General features: G+C 38.1%; 20 protein-coding genes and 1 pseudogene. 9 read left to right on the forward strand and 12 right to left on the reverse strand.

Features of this window, described 5'->3' with window-relative positions; genetic code table 11:
* Positions 1-43 precede the first annotated feature (43 nt).
* The 3 genes from yghU (at position 44) to PX700_RS16020 (ending at position 4,717) form a co-directional block, all read left to right on the forward strand.
* Positions 44-889: a glutathione-dependent disulfide-bond oxidoreductase gene (gene yghU / locus PX700_RS16010; RefSeq protein ID WP_479521248.1), complete on the forward strand. Its 846-nt coding sequence runs from the start codon at positions 44-46 to the stop codon at positions 887-889.
* Between the two features lie 235 nt (positions 890-1,124).
* Positions 1,125-3,065: a putative bifunctional diguanylate cyclase/phosphodiesterase gene (locus tag PX700_RS16015; protein WP_479521249.1), complete on the forward strand. Its 1,941-nt coding sequence runs from the start codon at positions 1,125-1,127 to the stop codon at positions 3,063-3,065.
* Positions 3,066-3,337: 272 nt separating this feature from the next.
* Positions 3,338-4,717, forward strand: a complete 1,380-nt coding sequence (locus PX700_RS16020) for an FG-GAP repeat domain-containing protein (RefSeq protein ID WP_479521250.1) — start codon at positions 3,338-3,340, stop codon at positions 4,715-4,717.
* An 88-nt stretch (positions 4,718-4,805) separates the two neighbouring features.
* Here the strand turns inward: PX700_RS16020 and PX700_RS16025 are convergent, their stop codons facing one another.
* Entirely contained in the window at positions 4,806-5,267 is a 462-nt protein-coding gene (locus PX700_RS16025) for a hypothetical protein (protein ID WP_479521251.1), read from the reverse strand.
* A 12-nt stretch (positions 5,268-5,279) separates the two neighbouring features.
* Positions 5,280-5,555, reverse strand: a complete 276-nt coding sequence (locus PX700_RS16030) for an EF-hand domain-containing protein (RefSeq protein ID WP_479521252.1) — start codon at positions 5,553-5,555, stop codon at positions 5,280-5,282.
* Between the two features lie 300 nt (positions 5,556-5,855).
* Here PX700_RS16030 and PX700_RS16035 point away from each other — a divergent pair, with 300 nt between their 5' ends.
* The gene (locus tag PX700_RS16035) at positions 5,856-6,713 is read left to right on the forward strand and encodes a PA4780 family RIO1-like protein kinase (RefSeq protein ID WP_415638317.1); all 858 of its coding nucleotides are present in this window, start codon (positions 5,856-5,858) and stop codon (positions 6,711-6,713) included.
* A 28-nt stretch (positions 6,714-6,741) separates the two neighbouring features.
* On the opposite strand, the gene PX700_RS16040 is transcribed toward PX700_RS16035, so the two are convergent.
* From PX700_RS16040 to PX700_RS16060, 5 genes and pseudogenes are all read right to left on the reverse strand, one after another.
* Complete coding sequence (locus tag PX700_RS16040; protein WP_479521253.1) at positions 6,742-7,416, reverse strand: response regulator; 675 nt, start codon at positions 7,414-7,416, stop codon at positions 6,742-6,744.
* A gap of 91 nt (positions 7,417-7,507) precedes the next feature.
* The gene (locus tag PX700_RS16045; RefSeq protein WP_479521254.1) at positions 7,508-8,953 is read right to left on the reverse strand and encodes an ATP-binding protein; all 1,446 of its coding nucleotides are present in this window, start codon (positions 8,951-8,953) and stop codon (positions 7,508-7,510) included.
* Entirely contained in the window at positions 8,953-9,483 is a 531-nt protein-coding gene (locus PX700_RS16050) for a hypothetical protein (RefSeq protein WP_479521255.1), read from the reverse strand. The genes PX700_RS16045 and PX700_RS16050 overlap by 1 nt, the downstream gene beginning before the upstream one ends.
* A 9-nt stretch (positions 9,484-9,492) precedes the next feature.
* Positions 9,493-11,166, reverse strand: coding sequence for a YHYH protein (locus PX700_RS16055; RefSeq protein ID WP_479521256.1), 1,674 nt, complete (start codon positions 11,164-11,166; stop codon positions 9,493-9,495).
* Between the two features lie 33 nt (positions 11,167-11,199).
* A pseudogene (locus tag PX700_RS16060) lies at positions 11,200-11,809 on the reverse strand (flavin reductase family protein).
* Positions 11,810-11,896: 87 nt separating this feature from the next.
* On the opposite strand from PX700_RS16060, the gene PX700_RS16065 reads away from it, so the two are divergent.
* The 3 genes from PX700_RS16065 (at position 11,897) to PX700_RS16075 (ending at position 14,143) form a co-directional block, all read left to right on the forward strand.
* The gene (locus PX700_RS16065; RefSeq protein WP_479521257.1) at positions 11,897-13,438 is read left to right on the forward strand and encodes a cryptochrome/deoxyribodipyrimidine photo-lyase family protein; all 1,542 of its coding nucleotides are present in this window, start codon (positions 11,897-11,899) and stop codon (positions 13,436-13,438) included.
* Positions 13,439-13,440: 2 nt separating this feature from the next.
* Positions 13,441-13,578 (forward strand): DUF2256 domain-containing protein, encoded by a 138-nt coding sequence (locus PX700_RS16070; protein WP_415638310.1) that lies wholly within the window; start codon positions 13,441-13,443, stop codon positions 13,576-13,578.
* 127 nt (positions 13,579-13,705) lie between these two features.
* The gene (locus PX700_RS16075; RefSeq protein ID WP_415638365.1) at positions 13,706-14,143 is read left to right on the forward strand and encodes an OsmC family protein; all 438 of its coding nucleotides are present in this window, start codon (positions 13,706-13,708) and stop codon (positions 14,141-14,143) included.
* A 72-nt stretch (positions 14,144-14,215) separates the two neighbouring features.
* Here the strand turns inward: PX700_RS16075 and PX700_RS16080 are convergent, their stop codons facing one another.
* Positions 14,216-14,401 (reverse strand): 2TM domain-containing protein, encoded by a 186-nt coding sequence (locus PX700_RS16080; protein ID WP_415638309.1) that lies wholly within the window; start codon positions 14,399-14,401, stop codon positions 14,216-14,218.
* Positions 14,402-14,619: 218 nt separating this feature from the next.
* On the opposite strand from PX700_RS16080, the gene PX700_RS16085 reads away from it, so the two are divergent.
* Entirely contained in the window at positions 14,620-15,393 is a 774-nt protein-coding gene (locus tag PX700_RS16085) for an EAL domain-containing protein (RefSeq protein ID WP_479521258.1), read from the forward strand.
* A 45-nt stretch (positions 15,394-15,438) separates the two neighbouring features.
* Here PX700_RS16085 and PX700_RS16090 read toward each other — a convergent pair whose 3' ends face one another.
* Positions 15,439-16,926, reverse strand: coding sequence for a dipeptidase (locus PX700_RS16090; RefSeq protein ID WP_479521259.1), 1,488 nt, complete (start codon positions 16,924-16,926; stop codon positions 15,439-15,441).
* A 137-nt stretch (positions 16,927-17,063) separates the two neighbouring features.
* Between PX700_RS16090 and PX700_RS16095 the strand changes: the two genes are divergently transcribed.
* Positions 17,064-17,255 carry a DUF2986 domain-containing protein gene (locus PX700_RS16095; RefSeq protein ID WP_415638306.1) on the forward strand — a complete coding sequence of 64 codons (192 nt, stop codon included), beginning with the start codon at positions 17,064-17,066 and terminating at the stop codon, positions 17,253-17,255.
* A 2-nt stretch (positions 17,256-17,257) separates the two neighbouring features.
* Here the strand turns inward: PX700_RS16095 and PX700_RS16100 are convergent, their stop codons facing one another.
* The 3 genes from PX700_RS16100 to PX700_RS16110 form a co-directional block, all read right to left on the reverse strand.
* Positions 17,258-18,220, reverse strand: coding sequence for a TDT family transporter (locus PX700_RS16100; RefSeq protein WP_479521260.1), 963 nt, complete (start codon positions 18,218-18,220; stop codon positions 17,258-17,260).
* 193 nt (positions 18,221-18,413) lie between these two features.
* A complete protein-coding gene (locus PX700_RS16105; RefSeq protein WP_479521261.1) occupies positions 18,414-20,570 on the reverse strand; it encodes a TonB-dependent receptor in 2,157 nt (718 codons plus the stop codon).
* A 133-nt stretch (positions 20,571-20,703) separates the two neighbouring features.
* Positions 20,704-22,002, reverse strand: coding sequence for a methyl-accepting chemotaxis protein (locus PX700_RS16110; protein WP_415638303.1), 1,299 nt, complete (start codon positions 22,000-22,002; stop codon positions 20,704-20,706).
* Positions 22,003-22,065 lie beyond the last annotated feature (63 nt).

Raw genomic sequence — 22,065 nt, forward strand, 5'->3', positions numbered from 1 at the left:
CCACATTTATTATATATGTATTTCATCTAAACAGAGGTTATTTATGAGTGTTCAAAACGAATACACGCCAGCAAAAGTATGGACGTGGGAAAGCGAAAGTGGCGGTAAATTTGCCAGTATTAACCGCCCAATTGCAGGCGCGACTCATGACAAAACTCTACCTATTGGTGAGCACGCATTTCAGCTTTATTCTCTTGCGACACCTAATGGCCAAAAAGCTACAATCATGTTTGAAGAGCTTTTACAGCTTGGTTGCACTGATGCAGATTACGACGCATATTTAATAAACATTGGTGATGGCGATCAGTTCGGATCTGACTTTGTTGATATTAATCCAAATTCAAAAATTCCAGCGCTAATGGATCATTCAACCACACCGCCTACTCGCATCTTTGAATCAGGTTCTATTTTGCAGTATTTGGCTGAAAAATTTGATGTACTAATACCTAAAGATTTAAAAGCTAAAACAGAGTGTCGAAACTGGTTATTTTGGCAAATGGGCTCAGCGCCTTACTTAGGTGGTGGATTTGGCCATTTTTATAGCTACGCACCAAGTAAAATGCAATACCCTATTGACCGCTTTACCATGGAAACAAAGCGTCAGCTTGATGTGTTAAATCGCCATTTAAGCGAAAATGAATACATGGCAGGCGATGAATACTCAATTGCCGATATCGCAATTTGGCCGTGGTACGGATCGTTAGTTTTAGGCGACTTATATGATGCTGCAGAGTTTTTAGATGTTGCCTCATACACTCATGTTGTACGTTGGGCTGAGCAAATAGCGCAGCGCCCTGCAGTAAAACGCGGTCGCCGCGTAAATCGCACATGGGGACCCGAGGAAGAGCAAATGGCAGAGCGCCATAACGACAGCGATTTCGAAAGTTAACTTTATAAAACAACAAGTAAATCAGCTAACACTTTAACCTGCTTAATAATTTTAAGGCTCAAAATAAATATTTATTTTGAGCCTTTTTACTTTTTAAACTTTTTTTATTTCACTCATAGACTATATTTATTTAGTTGTGTAAAAGTTCGTTAAGCTCTTTGTATTACCAGTGATGTAATTTTCTAAATGGTTTACTTAATTTCCTAAGTGTTGTTTTTGAAAAAGGTATTAATTAGTGCCATATAATAATTTAAGTACTGATGAGCGAAAAGAAGCGCTCAAAATTTTATACTCGAATGCGGTTGCCGGAATTGCCGTTTCTGTATTAGTCAGCGTTGCTTTAGTATTTGCTTTTGATATAAGTGACGAGAATATCAACCACGATAAAATAGTATGGTTTGGCATAATAATGAGTGTGCTTACTTTGCGCACTATTGATGTAGGGCTTTTTTTGAAAACTAAAAATTCCAATAAACCTTATAATACAAACTCTTACCTAAGCCGTTTTTCTGTTGGTTGCGTACTAACAGCGATGTCTTGGTGTGGTTATGCTCTTTGGTTTCATAGCACATCATCTATTATAGAAATTACCACTACCATAGCTATTTTATCAGCGCTTGCTGGTGGCTCTGCCAACATACTATCTGGTAGCCGTTTTACTGCTGTTTTATATAGCTTTACTTTATTAGCTCCCTACTCTTTTCTGTTAATGCTTTCAAGCGATCATTACCAGCACATATTAGGGCTATTAGGCTTAACTTTTGCATTTATTATGATTGCTTCATCATACAAATCAGCCACATTTACACATAGCGCAATTCAGCTCAAAAACCAAAATAGAGAACTACTTAATGAAATGGAAAACAAGGTTGAGCAACGTACTGAAGAGATCTATCGCTTGTCCAATACCGACCCACTCACTAATTTATTAAACCGGACCGCATTTTTAAAAAATGCAAACAAACAAATCACAGATAATCCTAAAGATCCCTTTGCTTTATTATTTGTAGATTTAGATGGGTTTAAACAAATAAACGATTCGCTAGGCCATAAAGTAGGCGATAAAGTATTAAAAGAAATAGCCCTGAGAATTAGCAATGTATGCAACCAACAGCTTTATAAATGCCGCTGGGGCGGGGATGAGTTTTTAATTTTAGCAACGTATCAAACCCAAGCTGAGCTTTTCGAGTTTGCTAATAAAGTACTTCAGAGTATTGGCGCCGAACGTAAAACATATAAATATCAAAAATGGGTATCTGCCACAATTGGAATTGCTATGTATCCTGAACACGGAGAGGATTTAAATACCTTAATTCGCTCAGCTGATACCGCAATGTATCACCAAAAACGCATGGCTAAAGGTAACATAAATATTTATAGCGATTCGCTCAAGTTAAAACAAGAAAGAGAATATCTTTTAAGCCAACGTTTAGCCAGTGCCGTAGAAGAAAACGGTTTAAGGCTAGTGTTTCAGCCTATTGTTGATAGTAAAACAAACAAGGTTACCTCGTTTGAATCACTTTTACGCTGGCAACTAGACGGTGAAAATATTTTTCCTGATGAGTTTATTACTATTGCTGAGCAATACGGTTTAATTACCGAACTGGGCCTTTGGGTAATCGATCAAGCCTGTATTCAAGCTAAAAAGTTTAGCCATTTACGACCCCAAATTGCTATAAGCGTGAATGTATCGGTTATTCAACTACAAGATCCTGATTTTGTAACTAAGGTATTAAAAATAGTAAACACCCACCAAATAGAGCCTAAAAATCTACATATAGAGATTACTGAATCAGTATTTGCCGAGGATAAACTCACATTTTTAACAGCTGTTAAAGCGCTACAAAAACAAGGTTTTTGTATTTCAATTGATGATTTTGGTACTGGCTACTCATCACTCTCAAGCATGCTTGATATTGGTGTAGATATAGTAAAAATAGATAGAAGCTTTATTCAGAATATGGATAAAAGAGGATTAAGTATTATTCATGCAATTGTACAAATGGCCTCATCTTTAGACTTTATGGTTGTTGCCGAAGGCGTCGAAACCATTGAGCAAGCAAACACACTCACTAATATTGGTGTATCTCATCTTCAGGGTTATTACTTCTCAAGGCCAATGGAAGTAGATTTTGTAGACGCTTATCTGCATGGGCAAAACAAGCTATGTAGTTAACAATCCCCCTAATAAAAGCAGCAGAGTTTCAATTTATAAGCTCGCGTGCTGGCTTTCAAATTAACTAAACATAATCTTACAATTACTTACACCCAGTACATCGTAATTAGCGTAGGCTAAATATAAACCAACTTACATAAGTGTATTACGTTTAAATTTACGCTAATTAGCACAACAGCCAGCACTGAACATAACAAGTTATGCGCTACGTTATTTTAATAAGTGAATAATAAAAACGTGATTAAATAACTAAATATAAAAAAGGAATTTGCATGATAAAACCACTTTGCTATTCACTCATCACTTTACTTACCCCCATGAGCGTTATAGCTCAAACAATGACAATAAAAACAACTGATGAATTAGTATCCACCAATTCAGAAATTTTATTTGCGTATAATAAAGAATCAAAGCAATTAGAAACCATTAATTTACTCACATCACTTAGTAGTGAACTTACTTTACCAAAAAGTGCCATCGGGTTTGATGTTGCTACACTTGCTAATATAGCCGATAAACAAGCGCTCATATTAACGAGTGATGGCGTATACAAAGCGCAAGCAGGTGAACCAACACTACTATTTAATTATGTGTCGGTTCTAAACCAATTAAAAATAGATAAACTTGAAAAAATAGACTTTGTTTTCGATGCAAATAATGATGGCCTAAGCGATATTTTCATCCCTGATTTAGCAAGCAGTACTTTATATATTCAAAGCAAAGATGGCAGCTTTAAAGCTAACAAATTTAAGCAAACCCCTTTGTACGAAGGTAGTTTTTCAAGAAAAGGGCTTTCGCTAGAAGTTAATATTAACAATAAACCGGTCGTTATTGATTTTAACCACGACGGCGTAAACGATTTGATTTTTTCAAATGACTTTGGAGCCGATGTTTTGCTTGGTACTTCAGAAGGCTTTACTCAAAAGCTTACCTCAATTGATTTTAACATCGAATTAGGAGAGTTAAGTAATGGCGAGACTCGCAAAATAAAGCAAATTATTGATATTAATAACGACGGATTTTTAGATTTTACAACAAGACAGTTTAAGCCGACGCAAGGTATGGATTCGTTAGATATAAAAATAGCACATACTTTGTACCTAGGAAGTGCTAAAGGCTTTAGTAATTCGCCCATTCCCTTATTTGAAACACAAGGCCCCAGTGAATTATTGCTCAAAACTGATTTTAATAACGATGGCTTAGTCGATTTACAAAAAATGGATTTAGATATTGGCTTAGGCACGATTGCCTCAATGGCATTGGGCGGCGGCAGTACTGATGTAGATGTAGAGATGAACCTTTATAAGCAGCAGCCTGATGGTTCGTTTGCCAATGAATCGAGTATCGAACTTGATTTAGAAATGGAAGTGGGAATGAACGGCGATGACTCCGACCCAGCGCTCTATTTTGGCGATATTAACGGCGACAGCTATATTGACGCGGTTTACAAATACAGTAAAAAAACACTGTATATTTATTACGGAGAGCAAGATTCACTCCTCAATAAAAAACGTAAAAAATTAAAATTAACACTACCTAAAAATAATAAAGATATTCTATTAGTTGATATAAACCAAGACGGTAAAAAAGATTTTGTATTTAAATTTACCGAAGAAGATGGCACCAGCAAAATAGAAACACGTTTAAATTAAGCCAATAAAAAAAGCCCAACAGAATTAACCGTTGGGCTTTGGACTTAAGACTTATGAGTAACAATCAGCTTACTCTAAGCTATAACACCTAAGCAGTTACATTTAGCAGTGAATCGCCTTCACTTAAACCAAACTTCTCTTGCACTGATGCAAGGATCGATTCTTTATCTTCATCAGACAACTGGCTTGAATACTCAGTTAATAGCTCATCTAAGTAGCTCACTACTTCGTCTGTATCTACTGATTCTACTGATTCTAATGAGTTTTGTGGCGGTGGCGGCGGTCTTTGACCTTCTACTCGTCCTGCATCACCAATACTTTTAGCATCAAACTCAAGTTCGCCCATTAAATCAGCAAGCTCTTTTGTTGGTTCTATACCTTGTTCTTTAAACGCAGCTTGAATACTTTGCGCATCGTCGCTAGTTAAGTTTTCTGCATCAAACTCTGCAAGCGTTTCTTTAATAAAGTCGCTTTGCTCTGTTGTTAGTTTTGCAGCTTGGCTATTTTGCTGTGGCATATAGTTTGCTGAACTACTGATATTGTTAATCATTTTAGTATCCTTTCAACGTTCACGACGAGGTGGTTTATGTTCACTTAGCTCTTGCTCACTAATTTCGCCATTGCCATCAGCATCTATAGAATCAAAAATAGTTTGTGCATCACCGTGTGGTGGTTTTTTAGCGTTAAATTCTTCAAAGCTAATTACGCCATCGCCATCAGTATCAATACTTGAAAAGTCAGGTTTTTCAGGAGGATTATCACCGCCTCGTGCAGCAACATTAGCTGAAAAAGCAATAGATAATATTGCCACTGTGGCAAGGGTTGAAAAATGCTTCATAGTAATAACCTCGTATTTAAGAATTAAATTAAGATTACCCTTTAAAAATGCAAACAATGTGCAAATAATAAGGAAGTAATAAATTATTTTTAATAAAAACTGATGATTCAAAAAAGTTCTGGTTGATTGGTTTGCAATCAATATATAAGCTAATAAAAAATACAATTAATAACTCTCAAGCAGTTGCGTTACTGCCCTTAATTCTCAAAGCTGATATACTGCTTGAGCCAATTAAACAAACAAATACAGAGCACTTTCATAAATAATGATTAATAACCAACCCTACTTAGCAGGCAATCTGTGAAAATACCTAAACGCCTACAACCCCTTGTTGATGATGGCCTTATTGACGAAGTTATAAGCCGACTAATGAGCGGTAAAGAAGCCGATGTATTTATTGTGCGCTGTGGTGAACATATTCGCTGCGCAAAAGTGTATAAAGATGCGGTTAAACGTAGCTTTAAAAAAGCAGCACAATACCAAGAAGGCAGAAAAGTACGTGGCGGTCGCCAAGCGCGTGCCATGGGTAAACGTTCTAGCTATGGCCGTCAATTAGAAGAAGAAATTTGGCAAAATGCTGAAGTAGATGCTTTATCTCGCTTAGCCGGTGTAGGTGTACGTGTTCCTGATACTTACTTTTGTATTGATGGCGTGTTACTTATGGAGTTAGTGTCGGGTGAAGACGGTAATGTAGCTCCTCAGCTTGGGCATGTAGTTTTTAGCGAAGAGCAAGCTATTGAGCAACATAAACTCATGATGCATTACATTAAGCTTATGCTTTGCGCAGGTATAATACACGGTGACTTATCTGAATTTAATGTACTTGTAGATAATAATGGCCCTGTAATTATAGATTTACCGCAAGCAGTTAACGCTTCAGCAAATAACAGTGCACAAGCTATGTTTGCACGCGATGTAAATAACATCCGTCGCTATTATGGCGAATTTGCGCCAAGCATACTAAAAACTCAATACGCTAAAGAAATGTGGGCATTATTTGAAGAGGCAAATTTAACGCCTAATTCAACACTTACAGGTGAATTTGAAGACAGCGACGAACTTGCTGATGTAGATTCTATTCTTGATGAAATTCAGGCGGCAGAATACGAAGAGTTTGATCGTTTAGAACGAATTAAAAATGCTGACGACGATGAGTAGATCATCGTCATAGCTTACTAAAGCTCCTTTACTGCGGATACACAAATCGGTAGCCAACGCCATAAACAGACTGAATAACACTTTCAGTTTGTGTTACTTCATCTAGTTTTTTACGCAACTTTTTAATATGGCTATCAATAGTACGGTGGCTTACAATACGCTGATCGCCGTACATTGTATCCATCAAGCTATCGCGCGAATAAATACGGTTAGGGTTATTAAACAAAGGCTTAAATAACTGGAATTCAAAGTTCGTTAGCTCTATGCTGCTTGATTTGTATTTTACGCTGTAGGTGCTCTCGTCAAGCTTCATTGTTGACTCTGTAACATCACTTGCGCTACTTAATCGCCTTAATATAGCTTTAACTCGCGCCACCAGCTCAGCATAGCTAAATGGCTTACAAATATAATCATCTGCACCCAATTCAAGCCCAAGTAATCTATCTATTTCTTCTACTTTTGCCGATACCATAATAATAGGCACATTTGAAAAGCGCCTGATTGCTTTACACAATTCAATACCACTTTGACCTGGTAACATTATGTCGAGCAAAATCACACTAGGTCTGTTCACTTCAAGCCAAGGTAATACTTCATTTCCGTGATGTATTTGATGAGTTACAAAATGATGACTACTTAAAAAGTCACTCATTAAGGTAGCCAGCTTTACTTCATCTTCTACAATCAGTATTTGTTCGCTCATAGAGTTCTCTGTTACTAGTAATCCAAACTTAGGATAAAAATACCATATCAAACAAAGTTCAAGTTACGTACTTTTTATGAATCAACTAAAGCTAAATAGTTGGTAGCCTAATAATAATAGCAAGGCCGCCTAAACTGGCTTTTTCAGCGGCTATTTCACCTTTGTGTCCTTTAACTATGTGCTGACAAATCGACAAACCTAAGCCCGAACCGCCCTCTTGGCGATTACGCGAGCTATCTACTCGATATAAATACTCAAACAAATGCGATAAATGCGACTGTTCTACACCTACGCCATTATCTTCAATTATAAGCTCTAAGTAGGTTTGCCCTTTAATCCTTATATTTTTAGCCGTTAATGAAATAGTTGTGCATTGAGCATAATGTACCGCGTTCATTAAAATATTATCGAGTAGCTGTAAAAGGCGCGTTTTATCTGCTTGTACAGTTATATGTTTAGCGCTATTTAGTAGATAAATTTTTATATTATGTTGTTCAAGTATAGCTTGATACTTTTGCTCTACAGTGCTTAATAGTAACGCCATGTCAGTAGGTTGCATAGTGTAGTGCATGCCACCTAACTCTGCGCTATTGAGCATATGTAAGTCGTCTATTAAGCGTTTTAAATGCAAAGCTTCATCGTTAGCTGAACTGATATTTTTTGTATTCGGTTCGCGTATGCCAAGTAGCATAGCTTCAAGTTCACCGAGTAAAATGCTCATTGGCGTCCTAAGCTCATGAGAAATATTAGCAAGCCAGCGTTTACGTACTTGCTCGTCTTTAGCGAGTGTAAATGCAAGCGTATTAAAATCTTCGCTTAATTGGCCTAATTCGTCTTTTCGCTCAAGCGTAAGTTTGGTCTCGTAATTCCCTTGCGTTAAACGATGCATACCGTTTGCAATTTGTTTTACTGGACTAACTAAATGGCGAGACAATAAAAAGGTAACCAGTAACGTAAGCAGTACCGCAGCTAATGCAATAAACCATAAATAGTTAGTTTGCTGTTGTAAAAAATCAAGCTCATAGCCATCAACCAAGCTATCTCTTTTGGAAACCGCTAAGTAACCTACTATTTTATCGCCCACTGTAATTTCGGTTGTTATATAGTTTAGGTCGTTGAGGTATCTACCCACTACTCGTTGTTTATTTTCGTCAAGCAAAGCGTAGTGAGCAATATTTTCAGGTGGTAGGCGGCGCTCTCCCCCTAAACGAATATGATCGGGTGGCGGCCGTCGCATCATTCCCCCTCTGGGGCCTGGACCTTCTTGTAGTTTAGGTAAAAACTGGCTATTTTCTAATTGAGATTCAATAAGTGCTCTAAAATTTTCACCATCACTAACAATACGCTTCCACGACGGTGTTTTCTCGTATTGTTTAGATAGTTGCACAACAAGTGGCTCAAGTGCTTTGATCTCTTTTGCATTAACAAAATCAATTACGCCTTGACCAATACTCCATTGTATAAGTACCACTAGCCCTGCAATAACACTAAAGGTAAAACTAAATAGTATTAAAAAAAGTTTATTATGAATTTTCATTAGTGTGTGTTTTCAACCTTGCTAGGAAAGCTTTCAAATCGGTATGTTATAAACTCTTTGGTTTGGTCGTTAACATACAACGTAGCCACTATTTTTTTGCCTTGAGCGGTCCAATACATATGACCATGATTATTTAAAGTAACCGATATGGTATTTATACCACTTTTAAATAAATTAGCAGGTAAATGCAATGCATGTCCGTAAATTCGCTGTATTTTAACCCCGTTAATATATAAATGAGCATGACCCTGTAAAAAACCGGTACTGTCGTTTGTAGCCGCACTCATCATTTGTTGCATGTTCATTGCGCCCTCAGGAGGCACAGATAAATCATAACGCTGTGTATCCAACATTAAGTTGTAACCAGACATACTATCTTTTAATAACTCAAGACTTAATGCCGGAGTTAGTGCATCGCTTGGCACTGCGATAGGCATGTGACTATGATCCATTATTTCCTGCTGCGCAAAGAGCTTAAAGCTCAATAGCGCAGCAGTAGTTAGGAGCAGTGCGTATTTAAAATAACGCATAGTTACTCCTTACATTCCCGGTGGTGGACCCATTGTTTCGCCAGTATCACAGCGACCAATTGAGTTATCGGCTAATTGGCCTTTAAAGCGCGGCCCAATTTGATATGGGAACGAAGGTTGTAATTTACCATCGCTGTCTAGCGTTAGTGTTATATGGTAATGATACCCTTTGCCGTCATTAGTGTCGTGTCCGTTATGCTCATCTAATTGTGCACCAGTAACTGTTTTTTGTGCATAATAAAAATCTTCAAAATAATAACCGTCATCAGCGTTTAGTGTATTACCAGAAAGCGTCGTTACTTCTGCGCCAATAGCGGGGCCTGCATCACTTATTTGCGTACCTTGGCTTATATCGTATTGGTTTACTAAGGTACAGCTTCGCTCACCCTCAGTACCACAACCCCCTTCGCTTGTTGCTGCGCCATAATCACGCATTTCCCAGCCGCTTAGCGCAAGTTGTCCGTTACTTTCATAAGGACCGTAAAGCGGGTAGCCATCAGCTGCAAACCCATAAATAGGTGAATGTGCATCGCCATCATCTTCAAGTAAATCAGCTAAACAGCTCGTGTAAAAATGGTGATGATATTCACCGTTAGCAGCGTGGCCACCACATACATCAACATCGTATTGCTCAGCAATTGGCGCTAATGTATACCAAATATTATTACCGTAACTCATGCCATCGCCCCAGTTAAATATACTGGTGCCATTAACCATTAAGCCCACTGTACCTAAACCTGTTTCACAGGTTTCAGTGTCCGATAAGTCGGTAGGTGTTATGGGAAAATACGCCTCAACAGTTTGTTCTGTCGGGCAGCCTGGTCCCGGAGGCCAATAGCCTGCACCACCTGTGTCATCACAGTTTTCAGTACTGCTGTTATAGCCAATATCTTCACCAAACGAAATTATTTGCCCAACTTCTGCTGAAGTTACACCGTTATAAAAATCGGAAGCTGCACGCGGGCGGTTATTTAACGCGTCTACTTGGTCTTGTGTAAGCGTTACGTCATATTTAGGAATGTCGGTTGTTTGCACATACATGTATTCAACATCGGTATCGTCTTGTGCAACAGTAACAACCTCAACCGATTGCACGTCCTCAACCACTGCACCATTGTTTTGTATGTAAGTAGAGGTTGTATCGTTGTTAATTAACCAGCTGGTAAGTTTTGCACTATTATCAACTGCACCACTATCTGAGTCTGAGTCTGAGTCTGATGAAGCAATAACATTAACTATAACGGTATCTAAAACAACATCGTTTGTGCCGTCATCTGCACTGATTTCAAATACAAGTGCTTCATCGGTTAAAACTTCAGGTGCAACAAACTCAGTAGACGTTGCAGTACTTGAAGATAAGCTAACCGTAGTGCCCGATGTTTGTGACCAGCTAACAGATACGTCACCATCATCTTCAACCGTTGAACTTAAATAAACGGTATCACCCGCATTAACGGTTTGATCAATACCGGCATCAACTGCTGGAGCTATATTACTGACTGTTTCGCCTTCAGTCGTTGTGCTTGTTGAATCGCTGTTACATGCGCTTAGGGCGATACAAAGTGCACTTAATGCGAATAACTTAGCTACATTAGAAGTTTTTGTTTTAGAGAGTGTTTTCAATATTTGAACCTTTACATTAACGTTTAATAAAATAAAGTTAACAAGTAAAAGTGTAAACAATGTGCACAAACTAAGGAAGAATCACCATTAAGATTACAACAGCGGCCTTTTAAGCAAAAACTTATCTTTGGTTGTACTAAAGTAATCGCCGCCCATTTTGCCCACTGCGTTTAATAATTCAGGGTCAATATAGCCATTACTCATCACGCCATCGTTTATACAAATACCTACTACATCCAACAACATCATTTTTCCGCCGCCAGGCTCATTGGAAATACTAATAACCTCGCGTAGCTTACATTCAAACCGCACTTTTGAATCGGCAACACTTGGCGCGTTCACTAACTGACTTTTAGTTTGTGTGATATTTGCAGCATCAAACTCACTTACATCGCTTGGATAATTTGCACAACTTTGATTCATTTTTTCAACTAGTTCTTCACTTACAATATTAACCACACACTCTTTAGTTGCTAGTAAGTTACTGAGCGTATCTTTATTCTTTTTTATCACTTGGGTTTACTTGCGTAACACTTAAAACAGGTGGCTTGCAGCTAGCAACAGTAAAAAATGAATAAGGAGCGATATTTGCGATACCTTCACTATTTAATGTGCTTATCCACGCGATAGGTCGAGGGCTTATACCGCCTACTAAGTAAGAGTAAACATTTTGGTTGGTATTTTCGGTTAAATCTAAAAACATATTTTTCCTTTATTAAAAGTTACGCTGCAAATCTTAAAATAAGTTTATTACGTACAACATTCTAAAGCAGCAGCCATTTTTTAAAATATGCATGAAAAAATAAACATAGTCTGGTTTAAGCGCGATTTACGTCTTAGTGATCATCAACCATTAAAAAGTGCATTTAGTAATGGTTTACCTACCCTACTACTTTACAATTTTGAGCCATTACTACTTGAAGATGCCCACTACAATGAGCGGCATTGGCGCTTTGTATATCAATCAATAGTTGAATTAAATAATCAGCTAGCGCGTTTTAATGCACGCGTTTATATCTTTAATTTAGCTATGAGTGATTTACTTGAGTCGTTAAAAGCGCAGTTTGAAATAGTGAATATATTTAGCCATCAAGAAATAGGTTTAAACAACACCTTTGAGCGCGATAAAACAATAAAATTGTGGTGCCAGCATAACCACATAAACTGGCAAGAATCACAAACAGGCGCAGTTATTCGAGGCAAAAAAAATCGCGATAATTGGAATGAGCGCTGGCAGCAAACAATGCAAGCACCAATTGCAGTACCTGATTGGAAGAATATAAAAACAATTACCCTCAATAACTATCAAGCACCTGAGCTGCCAAGCGCTTACACGCAAGATCACGACAGCTTTCAGCAAGGCGGCCCTTTGCAAGCACGCACTGTAATGCAGAGCTTTTTTGCCGAACGGGGTAAAGGTTATCAAAAAGGAATATCAAGCCCAAGTTTAAGCCAAACTCATTGCTCTCGACTTTCGCCGTATTTAGCGTGGGGGAATATTAGCCTTAGGCAAGTGTATCAAATGGCAATAGATGAATATCATTCAAAACATCCTGATAAAAGAGGTTGGAAGCGCCCGCTTGCTGCGTTTGTATCTCGTTTGCACTGGCATTGCCACTTTATGCAAAAGTTTGAAAGCGAATGCTCTATGGAGTTTTTAGCCCTTAATTCGGGTTATCATGTATTTCCGTATCGCGATGATGAACATGTTAAAAACGATATTGAACGCTGGGCGCAAGGTCAAACAGGTATTCCAATTATTGACGCTTGCATGCGCTGTTTGAAAGCCACCGGCTACATAAACTTTAGAATGCGCGCGATGCTTGTGAGCTTTGTAACGCATCATTTAAATATAAGTTGGCAGCAAGCGAGCTTCCCTCTCGCTAATTACTTTTTAGATTTTGAACCAGGTATTCACTACCCGCAAATTCAAATGCAAGCCTCAGTAACCGGCATTAATACCATTAGGCATTACAACCCAATTAAGCAGTCGGAAGATCAAGACCCAACAGGATCCTTTATTAAAAAGTGGTGCCCCGAACTTGAAAAACTCCCTATTGAATACTTACATCAGCCGTGGCAGCAAACTCCGATGGAAGCGCTATTTAACGACTTTAAATTAGGCGAGGATTACCCAGAACCCATGCTTGATTTAACTGCAGCTTCAAAAGAAGCACGCGAGCGCTTATGGCAATACCGTGAGCGAGCTGACGTAAAACGCGCCATAGGGAAAATTCTTAGAAAGCACGTTGCAATTACACCAAAAACAAGCCAAGCAAAAAATAAAAACAACACTAAAAGTATTACTGAAAGTAACAATAAGGCTAAGTAAGTATGGCGCACAAAAAACTAAACTTGCCTCAAAAAATATGCCCTATTTGTAATAAACCTTTCGCGTGGCGTAAAAAATGGCAGCGCGACTGGGATAACGTTATTTATTGCTCAGAGCGCTGTAAGCGCAATAAACAGTAATCGAAATTAACTGGCGTCTATTTTGCAACATCATCTGTAATTAGTGCTTTTTCAGTCTTTATTTAAGCTTTTTTGTAAATAACGCTTATCTAATCTGAAAAGCTTACATTCAAGCAAGGAGAAGATGATGACGATTAAAAAAACGGCAAGTTCAACATGGTCTGGCGACATTAAAACAGGCAAAGGTAGCATATCAACTCAAAGTGGCGCGCTTAATAAACAACCTTATGGTTTTAATACCCGCTTTGAAGATGAAGCAGGCTCAAACCCTGAAGAACTAGTAGGTGCAGCGCACAGTGCATGTTTTAGTATGGCGCTTTCACTTGCATTAGGTGATGCAGGCTTTACTGCAGATAAAATTGATACTAAAGCCACTGTAAGCCTTGATGAAGTAGATGACGGTTTTTCGGTAACGCATATTGCTCTTGAGGTAAAAGCACGTATTGATGATATTCAAAATGAGCAGTTTCAGGCCCTATGTGAGCAAACCAAAAAGAGCTGCCCTATTTCAAAACTCCTAAATACCGAAATATCTCTGGATGCGGAACTTCAATCAACATTTTAACTATTTAGATTTAACTATGTAGATAGCCCTTTATAATAAACAAGCCAAGTAAGTTATTACTTGGCTTGTTTATTATAAAGAATTATTTTTAGGTTTATTCCTACTCAAAGTACTTACTAATAGCCCAATTCCCATCCCAAACGCTGGCCATACTACCCACATATAACTAGGTGAAGTCAGTAAATTTATAACGGTTAGTAAAGTTAAAATAAGTAAATATGTTTTAATTTTTTTGCCTAATGTAATTGTGCTGCTCATTTTTATTCTCCAAATAATGTATGCCACTATTATTGTTTTAATCAGCACCGTGCACAGCTGCTAAATGTCACTAAGTAATCTGACATTAGTCATCACTTTTCATTTAATTACATAGTTGTTTATTATGTATAAAAACATAAAAAACAATACTTTAATCTATTTGTGTTAGGATCTAATCTCAACTAACCTAAACAAACAAACATAAAAGGATGAGCTAAATGAGCGAAAAATCAAAAGATTGCGAAAAAGTGACATGTAGTAACTGTGCTGACGCTAACGATCTCGAATTTGATTTTTCTATGGCTTTTCAACCGATTATAAACTGTAAAACTAATCTTATTTATGGCTATGAAGCGCTGGTTAGAGGTTTAAATGGTGAGTCTGCTTATTCTATTATTTCAAAGGTGAATCAAGACAACCGCTATGCGTTTGATCAGCTTTGTCGTATTAAAGCCATTCAACTTGCTGCAAAGCTAGGCATAACATCAGTGCTAAGCATTAACTTTTTACCAAACGCTATTTATAAACCTGAGCGATGTATACGCACCACGCTAGAAGCTGCAAAAAAGTATAACTTCCCTATACAAAATATTATGTTTGAATTTACCGAAGTAGAAAAAATAGAAGACACCGCACACATAAAGCGCGTTGTTGATTACTATCAATCTCTTGGGTTTAAAACCGCGACTGACGACTTTGGCGCTGGTTATTCTGGTTTAAATCTACTGGCTGACTTTCAAACGGATATTATCAAGCTTGATATGGCGCTAATACGCGATATAAGCAACGATAAAAAACGCCAATTAATAGTAACTCATTGCTTAAATATGTTTCGCGACTTAAACATAACGGCACTGGCTGAAGGGATTGAAACCGTAGAAGAGTATATATGGCTTAAAAACGCAGGTGTTGAGCTTATGCAGGGGTATTTATTTGCTAGACCAAGCTTTGAAAACTTACCTGAGGTAAATTTTGGGGGACATAGGTGCTGATTAATACCCAGCACCTATTTTAAAGTTTATTGAAACTTAAGTAACTTACATATTACCCAGCTCTATCATCATCGCTGTGTACATGCGTAAATTAAGCTCTAGTTGCTCAATGGTCATAAATTCATGCTCTGAGTGACCCGTGTAACGCTTACCTGGCATTGAAGGACCAAACGATACTGCGTTATCAAACAGCTTTGCGTTAGTGCCACCACCAATTGATACAAAGTCAGCTTTTTCGTCGCCCGTAAAATGTTTGAAAATATCAAGCAGCTTTTGCGCATGCGGCGCGCCATCAAGTAGCATTGGTGTGCCAATAATTGTTTCTATGTTAGCAAGCGTTACATTGTTAGTGGCCTGCCAGTTAGCAAGTGCATCGTCAATTTGCTTTTGTAGTACAGCTTCGTCTTTACCCATAGGGCGACGCGCATTTACAGCAAGTGTTAGTGCATTCCCATCGCGCTCAATAACAGTCGGTGCTACCGTCATCGGGCCCATAAAGTCGTGCTTATAGGCTATTTCGCCAAACTGTTTACCGTGAATATCTAAACCAATTAATTGATTTACAAAGTCGATTAGCTCGCCGTCGCTATTATTTTCAAGCTCCACACCTTTAAATAACTCAGCTAAATAGGCAATCGCATTTATACCCGACTCTGGCTCTGATGAATGCGCAGACATACCTTTAACACTTATTGCTAAGCCATCACTTTTTTCACTAAAGTTAAACTCAACTTTATTTAATACTTTAGCTTTTGCTTTTAATGTATTAATAAGTGCAGCATCTGCATTATGCAGTACTAAGCTTGCATCTTCTGGAATTTGGCTTCTAAACGCACCGCCAGTTACATTTTTTACATACACACCCGTTTGTGGTGATGTTGCTGTAAATGTAGGGGCTATTAAGCTCCAACCTTTCTCTGCAACTACTACAGGGTATGATGCATCAATCGTTACTGCATATTTTGGTTGCTCATACGTTTTCATAAACTCCGTAAGCGGGCCCCAATCAGACTCCTCAGCCAAATAAATCATCAGCTCTATACGGTTATTAAGCGTTATGCCTTTATCTTTAATTGCCTTCATGGCGTAAAGCGCTGTCGCTATTGCGCCTTTATCGTCCTCAGTACCACGACCAACTAATTTACCAGGCTCAGACGTATCAATAATAAAAGGGCTTTGCTTCCATTTGCTAGCATTTGCAGGTTGCACATCGCCATGCGTTACTACCGTTACTTTTTCGCTTTGCTCGCCCATACCAATTAATACGGTGTACCCTAAATCTTGGTAGTCAAAGCCAAGCTCTGCGGCTTTCATTTTCAAAAGTGCTTTAAAGCCAATAAAATCTTGGTTTTGTGGCGTTTTTATATTCGCTTTATTAACCGTAGGAAAGGCAACTAAATTGGTAAGAGTGTGTATTTGAGCATTTTGGTAGGTATCTACTGCGTAATCGGCAACGCTATCAATATTTTTATTTAATTGCGCGTGAGCACCAAACGCAAATAAAGCAATACTGGCTAAAGCTAACTTTTTCAAAACAATTCCCATTTAATTAATAACTAAGAGTGGGAATTATAACGCTATGAGTTACTTACTTATAGCTCTTTACGCCAAACGCGCAGATTACTTAAGGTAAATATTTATATAGCAGCTTTTATGAGGATGACTGTATAATGCGCGACTTAAAATTAACAGGGCATTTAATTGTGAATCGTCGTAAAAAAATCGTCACTAAATTTCAAAAGAAAGATAAACGCACTAACGCTAAACTACACAAAAGCAACAAACCTGGTTATGTGTCAAAAGCTGAGCGCGAAAAACTAGCTGAACAAGAAAGTAATGAGCCACAGGTAATTCAAGAGTAACTTTACGTTACCTGTTGCTTTGATATTTTAAAATGGCAAAAGTACCGACCACTTATATAAACGACTACTGCTGTGGCAACTATAAGTTCAAACGTAGCTAAGTAATTAACTGCATCTACATATGGTATTAATAGGTTTATACTCTGCATCCAATCTGCCATTTTAAATAATGCAGTTGCCCCAATAACCATTGGAAACGTAAAAGCAGCGTAGCTAGGCGTAAAAGGTCTGCGTAATAATTTTATAAATAGCACATAAACAATCAGTGTTTTTATTATAGCTAATGTAAACACCCCCCCTACTATAGTTAGTGATGGGTTAGCTACTATATGAAAATATCCCGCTAACGTTAAACTGGCAGGCGCGGCTAAAATGGCAAGTGTTGGCTGTATTTCGTAGTCACTTTTTAATGCTAATAAAAAGCGATAAAACATAATTGGCAGCATAATACTGTACGTTGATATGCCAATAACCAACGCGCTATAAGCCAACCACGCTAATGTTGTATTGCCCGAAAAAGTAACATCTGCAATAATTATTCCCACCGGTGGCACGAACCAACTAGGCGCCATATCTTCAAAGTTAAACTTTTTTGCTCGCTGATATAAAAAGCTCACTAAAAACATGAGATGCAGCACAAAAGCTAAAACCCACATAATGTCGCCAGCTAAAGGATTAAATTGCCCCACTGAGTTTGAAATAACAAGATTTGCCATTGCAAATGTCGGGATCACACTTCCTGCAACGGGATGTGCTAAATCGGCTTTTAATAAATGAGGGTGTAGTAAAAACTTGGCTGTTAAAAGTAAAACTAATACAGAGGCGAGTAGCGCTCCCAAAAATTGCCCGTGATTATTTAAGTTAAAAACGTTTTCCCATGCCCACCCCATACTGGCAATGCCCAAAGCTAAACCGGCCATAGCTGTTGGCGCACCCATAACTTTATTTTTAAACTGTTTAAACACTGTATTTCCTAACCATTGGGTGATGAACAAGTTACTGCTTTGTTGTAAAATTAGTACAAGCTTTCCCAATAGAACGCTTTTTGCATACAAATATTTCATAAAATAAGTTTACGGCTTACATTATTAAAGCACATAAAAAAGCCATAACATGGTTATGGCTTTCGCTTTATTTTAAATTTGAATATGAGGTTATTTAAAACGCATAGCTAGCACTTATATTAAACGAGCGCCCCTGCCCTGCAAGCTGTTCAAACCCGTTGCTGCTATCTTGTTTAAGCGCTGCAATACTTACACCTCCAAGTGGGAGCTGGTAATATTCATCAAACACATTACTTATTTCAGCGTTTAGCGTTAATGCGTTCCATGTTGCTTTAGAGCTTAAATTTACCAAGCTATAACTGCCTGTCTGGTTTTCAAAACGATTATTGTCTACACGGCTTTTTGTATCTACCCACTGCCAAGACAATACATTTTCAAATCGACCTATTTGCTGGCTAATATCTAACTGAGTTTGCAATGGCTTAATTTGGTAAAGCGGTTGGTTAGTATCGTCTCGCTTGCCTCTGGTATTAGTAACATTAGCGTGTAACTGCCAATTACCTAAATTCTTAGATTCATAAATGTTGGCTGTTAAGTCTACCTTTGCACCATACAAAATCGCATCGACATTAGTAAACTGCAAAATGTTACGCGCTGTATTGTCCAAGTCATAACTATTAAAGCTTCTTACACTATCAGCATCAATATAATTGTTCACATCGGTATACCAAACATTGGTGCTTAACCGCCAACGCTCATCTTTAGCCGATTTAATATACGTGGCACTTATAGTATGGGCTGTTTCAACATCTAAATCGGGGTTACCAATATAACCGTTACCATCACCGTACCAGCCAATCATGGTGGTTGCCATAGTACTTACACCCCAACTGTATCGCTCATATAAATTAGGGGCGCGGTTTTTACGGGCAAGGCCAAATTGTAGCTCATCATAATTTGTTATTTGGTAGTTAATTAATAAATTAGCGTCAACTACAGTGTCGGTTTTATCTCTGTCGCCAGCATTAAAACTCTCAGCAGCAATTGTGTTATCTGTAGAAGTATCGCTCATAGCCATACCGCTCATGCTACTCATATCGTCCATATCCATCATGCTCATGCCATCGTTATAAGGCTGAACCTCACCTACTTGGGTATTAACACTTTCAATACGTACGCCTGCGTTTAACCACAGTTTTGTATTTATTTGGCTCTCGTATTCAGCAAATGCCGCTATGCGCTCTCGTTTGCCGTTATTTATATTTACGTAATCGTTTGGTCCCATCATGGTTGAGCCTTCAATACCTGGCCACCAATCATCAATGCTGTAATTAAAGTATTCTTGACCGAGTAAAATACTACTGTTTTTATCAAGGGCAATACGCCACTTTAGCTGTGTGCTTATATCTTGTGCATCGGTTTTCATTGGCATCATGCCTGTTTTTTCTTTACTGAAAAAACCCATTTCGTGCTTTACACTGTGCCAGTTAACCTGCCCTTCAAGCTCGCTGTTTTCAAAGGATCGTTTGTATTGAGCAATCGCACCGTAGCTGGTGTTATCGGTCATATCCATATATTGATTTGCAAACCCCTGATACGGAATTTTTTGGTGCGTTAGCTTTATAACTAATTGCTGTTTATCATCACGCATAGCTGCGGTTAAGCTGTGATTTTGTGCACGATACAACGTATCAAGCACTACATCGCCGTTACCATCTTCATAACTATCTGCATCGTTAAACGAGCCTTGATAGTTAAAACTAAACGTATCGCTTGCTAAACGAGCGCCTACGCCAAGTTTACGTCCGTTATCAACACTACTGTGTTTTGCCGACACATAACCCGAGTGCCATCTTAATTCACTGCTATCGCTGTACTGTGGTGAAATAGAATTAACGCTTATTACACCGGCAATATTATCGCCGCCCGCGCTTACTGGCGACACGCCGGCAACTACCTTGTAAGACGTAATTTGATTAGCCGATATATACGACAGCGGCGGGTTCATATGATTAGCACACGCAGCAGTTACATCCGCGCCATCAATTAACACTTTTACTCTATCGCCCATTAAACCATTTAAAACAGGTAAATTAGATACGCCACCCGCAGCCGAAAAATCGACACCTAAATCACTTAATAGCGATTCTGACGAACCAAGTGCTAAATGCTTATTTTGAGCATGTCCGTGAACTTCTATCACTTCTAAAGGTGTGTCGTCGGCAAATGCTAAAGGAGATAGCACGCTACTAATAAAAAATGCGACAGGGGTAAGTAAATATGTTTTTTGAGTTTTGCTTTTATAAACCATTGTTAATTTATGCCACTGTAATAATTGGCGTAATTATAGTATGAACTGCAAAAGCAAAAGCGCGACATATTGTCGCACTTTATCAATTTAGAATGATGTTAGATGTGTGTAATCGAAGAAGTTTTATAATAAACTAAACATTTAACTTTGCTACCGTTTGAGAAACAATATTTGCTCCGCGCTCAATTTCTTTAATAACCTCTGACACGTTAGCAATAAGCTCTCGCCCTTGCTCTGAAGAATCTGAAACAGATGTTATTTGCCTGGATATATCGTTAGTAAGCTCTTGGTTATTTTTAACAACTGTTGCTATTTCATTAGTTGAACTACTCGTACTGGCTGCGAGCTGCCTTACTTCATCAGCTACTACAGCAAAACCACGGCCGTACTCCCCAGCGCGTGCAGCTTCTATTGCAGCATTAAGTGCCAGTAAATTAGTTTGATCAGCAATACTGCTGATTGTAGAAACAATGGAACCTATTACAGCTGATTGTTCATTAAGGTTTTTAATTAAATCTACCGACTTAAGTACTTGGCTTACAATGGCATCGGAGTTTGCAACAGAACTTTGTAGTATTTCAGAGCCTTTTTTAGCTGTTTGCGCAGTAGCTAACGCCGATTCATACGCTATTGCAGCTGCCTCTGTTACTGCACTGTTATTATTAATTCGATCGGTAATATTTGATGCAAACTTAATTATTTTAATTACATTACCTTTGCTATCTAATATTGGATTGTAAGTAGCCTCAAGCCAAATTTCTGAACCATCGGCGGCAATACGTTTAAATTTTCCTGACTTAAACTGCCCCTCGGCTAACTCATTCCAAAAGCGTGGGTTTTTCTCATAAAACACTTTAGTACAAAACATTTTATGATGCTTACCTACAATATCTTTTAAGCTATACCCGATTGTTGTTAAAAAGTTTTGGTTTGCGCTTAAAATATTTCCTTCAGGAGTAAACTCTATCGTAGCTAACGCTTTATCAAGTGCACTAGCGATAGCTTCTTGCGCCTTTCGTTGTATGTAAGCTGCTGTAATATCAGAGGCTATTTTAATAACCTTAGTAACTACGCCGTACTCTTCTACCGGGAAGTAAGTCGCTTCAAGCCAGAGTTTATCGCCATTCGCTTTATATCTTAAAAACGATCCTGCTTTAGAGTTACCTGCCTTTAATTCTTGCCAAAATTTACTGTATTCGTTCGAGCCTGCATACTCACTTTCGCAAAACATACGATGATGCTTACCAATTATTTGCTCTTTGCTGTAACCAATGGTTTTTAAAAACAATTGGTTTGCGTCTAATATTATTCCTTCAGGTGTAAATTCTATATAAGCAACATGCTTATTAATTGCAGATAAAACAGACTGCTTTTGAATTAATTGAAGCTCCATTTCTTCAATTTTTGCGTTTCTTTTAGAAATACCAAACATATAAAAACCTTAAGGAGTAAATTAGCACTAGGGTTGTTGACCTAAAATTAGCAAATTAATGTA

The sequence above is a fragment of the Pseudoalteromonas sp. TP27 genome, assembly GCF_056470645.1.

Bases quoted from the DNA above. Each gene is read 5' to 3' on its own strand.
- PX700_RS16050 (WP_479521255.1), bottom strand. From the start codon at position 9,483: ATGCGTTATTTTAAATACGCACTGCTCCTAACTACTGCTGCGCTATTG.
- PX700_RS16110 (WP_415638303.1), bottom strand. From the start codon at position 22,002: ATGTTTGGTATTTCTAAAAGAAACGCAAAAATTGAAGAAATGGAGCTT.
- PX700_RS16105 (WP_479521261.1), bottom strand. From the start codon at position 20,570: ATGGTTTATAAAAGCAAAACTCAAAAAACATATTTACTTACCCCTGTC.
- PX700_RS16030 (WP_479521252.1), bottom strand. From the start codon at position 5,555: ATGAAGCATTTTTCAACCCTTGCCACAGTGGCAATATTATCTATTGCT.
- PX700_RS16040 (WP_479521253.1), bottom strand. From the start codon at position 7,416: ATGAGCGAACAAATACTGATTGTAGAAGATGAAGTAAAGCTGGCTACC.
- PX700_RS16080 (WP_415638309.1), bottom strand. From the start codon at position 14,401: ATGAGCAGCACAATTACATTAGGCAAAAAAATTAAAACATATTTACTT.
- PX700_RS16025 (WP_479521251.1), bottom strand. From the start codon at position 5,267: ATGATTAACAATATCAGTAGTTCAGCAAACTATATGCCACAGCAAAAT.
- PX700_RS16095 (WP_415638306.1), top strand. From the start codon at position 17,064: ATGCGCGACTTAAAATTAACAGGGCATTTAATTGTGAATCGTCGTAAA.
- PX700_RS16045 (WP_479521254.1), bottom strand. From the start codon at position 8,953: ATGAAAATTCATAATAAACTTTTTTTAATACTATTTAGTTTTACCTTT.
- PX700_RS16020 (WP_479521250.1), top strand. From the start codon at position 3,338: ATGATAAAACCACTTTGCTATTCACTCATCACTTTACTTACCCCCATG.
- PX700_RS16085 (WP_479521258.1), top strand. From the start codon at position 14,620: ATGAGCGAAAAATCAAAAGATTGCGAAAAAGTGACATGTAGTAACTGT.
- PX700_RS16075 (WP_415638365.1), top strand. From the start codon at position 13,706: ATGACGATTAAAAAAACGGCAAGTTCAACATGGTCTGGCGACATTAAA.
- PX700_RS16070 (WP_415638310.1), top strand. From the start codon at position 13,441: ATGGCGCACAAAAAACTAAACTTGCCTCAAAAAATATGCCCTATTTGT.
- yghU (WP_479521248.1), top strand. From the start codon at position 44: ATGAGTGTTCAAAACGAATACACGCCAGCAAAAGTATGGACGTGGGAA.
- PX700_RS16065 (WP_479521257.1), top strand. From the start codon at position 11,897: ATGCATGAAAAAATAAACATAGTCTGGTTTAAGCGCGATTTACGTCTT.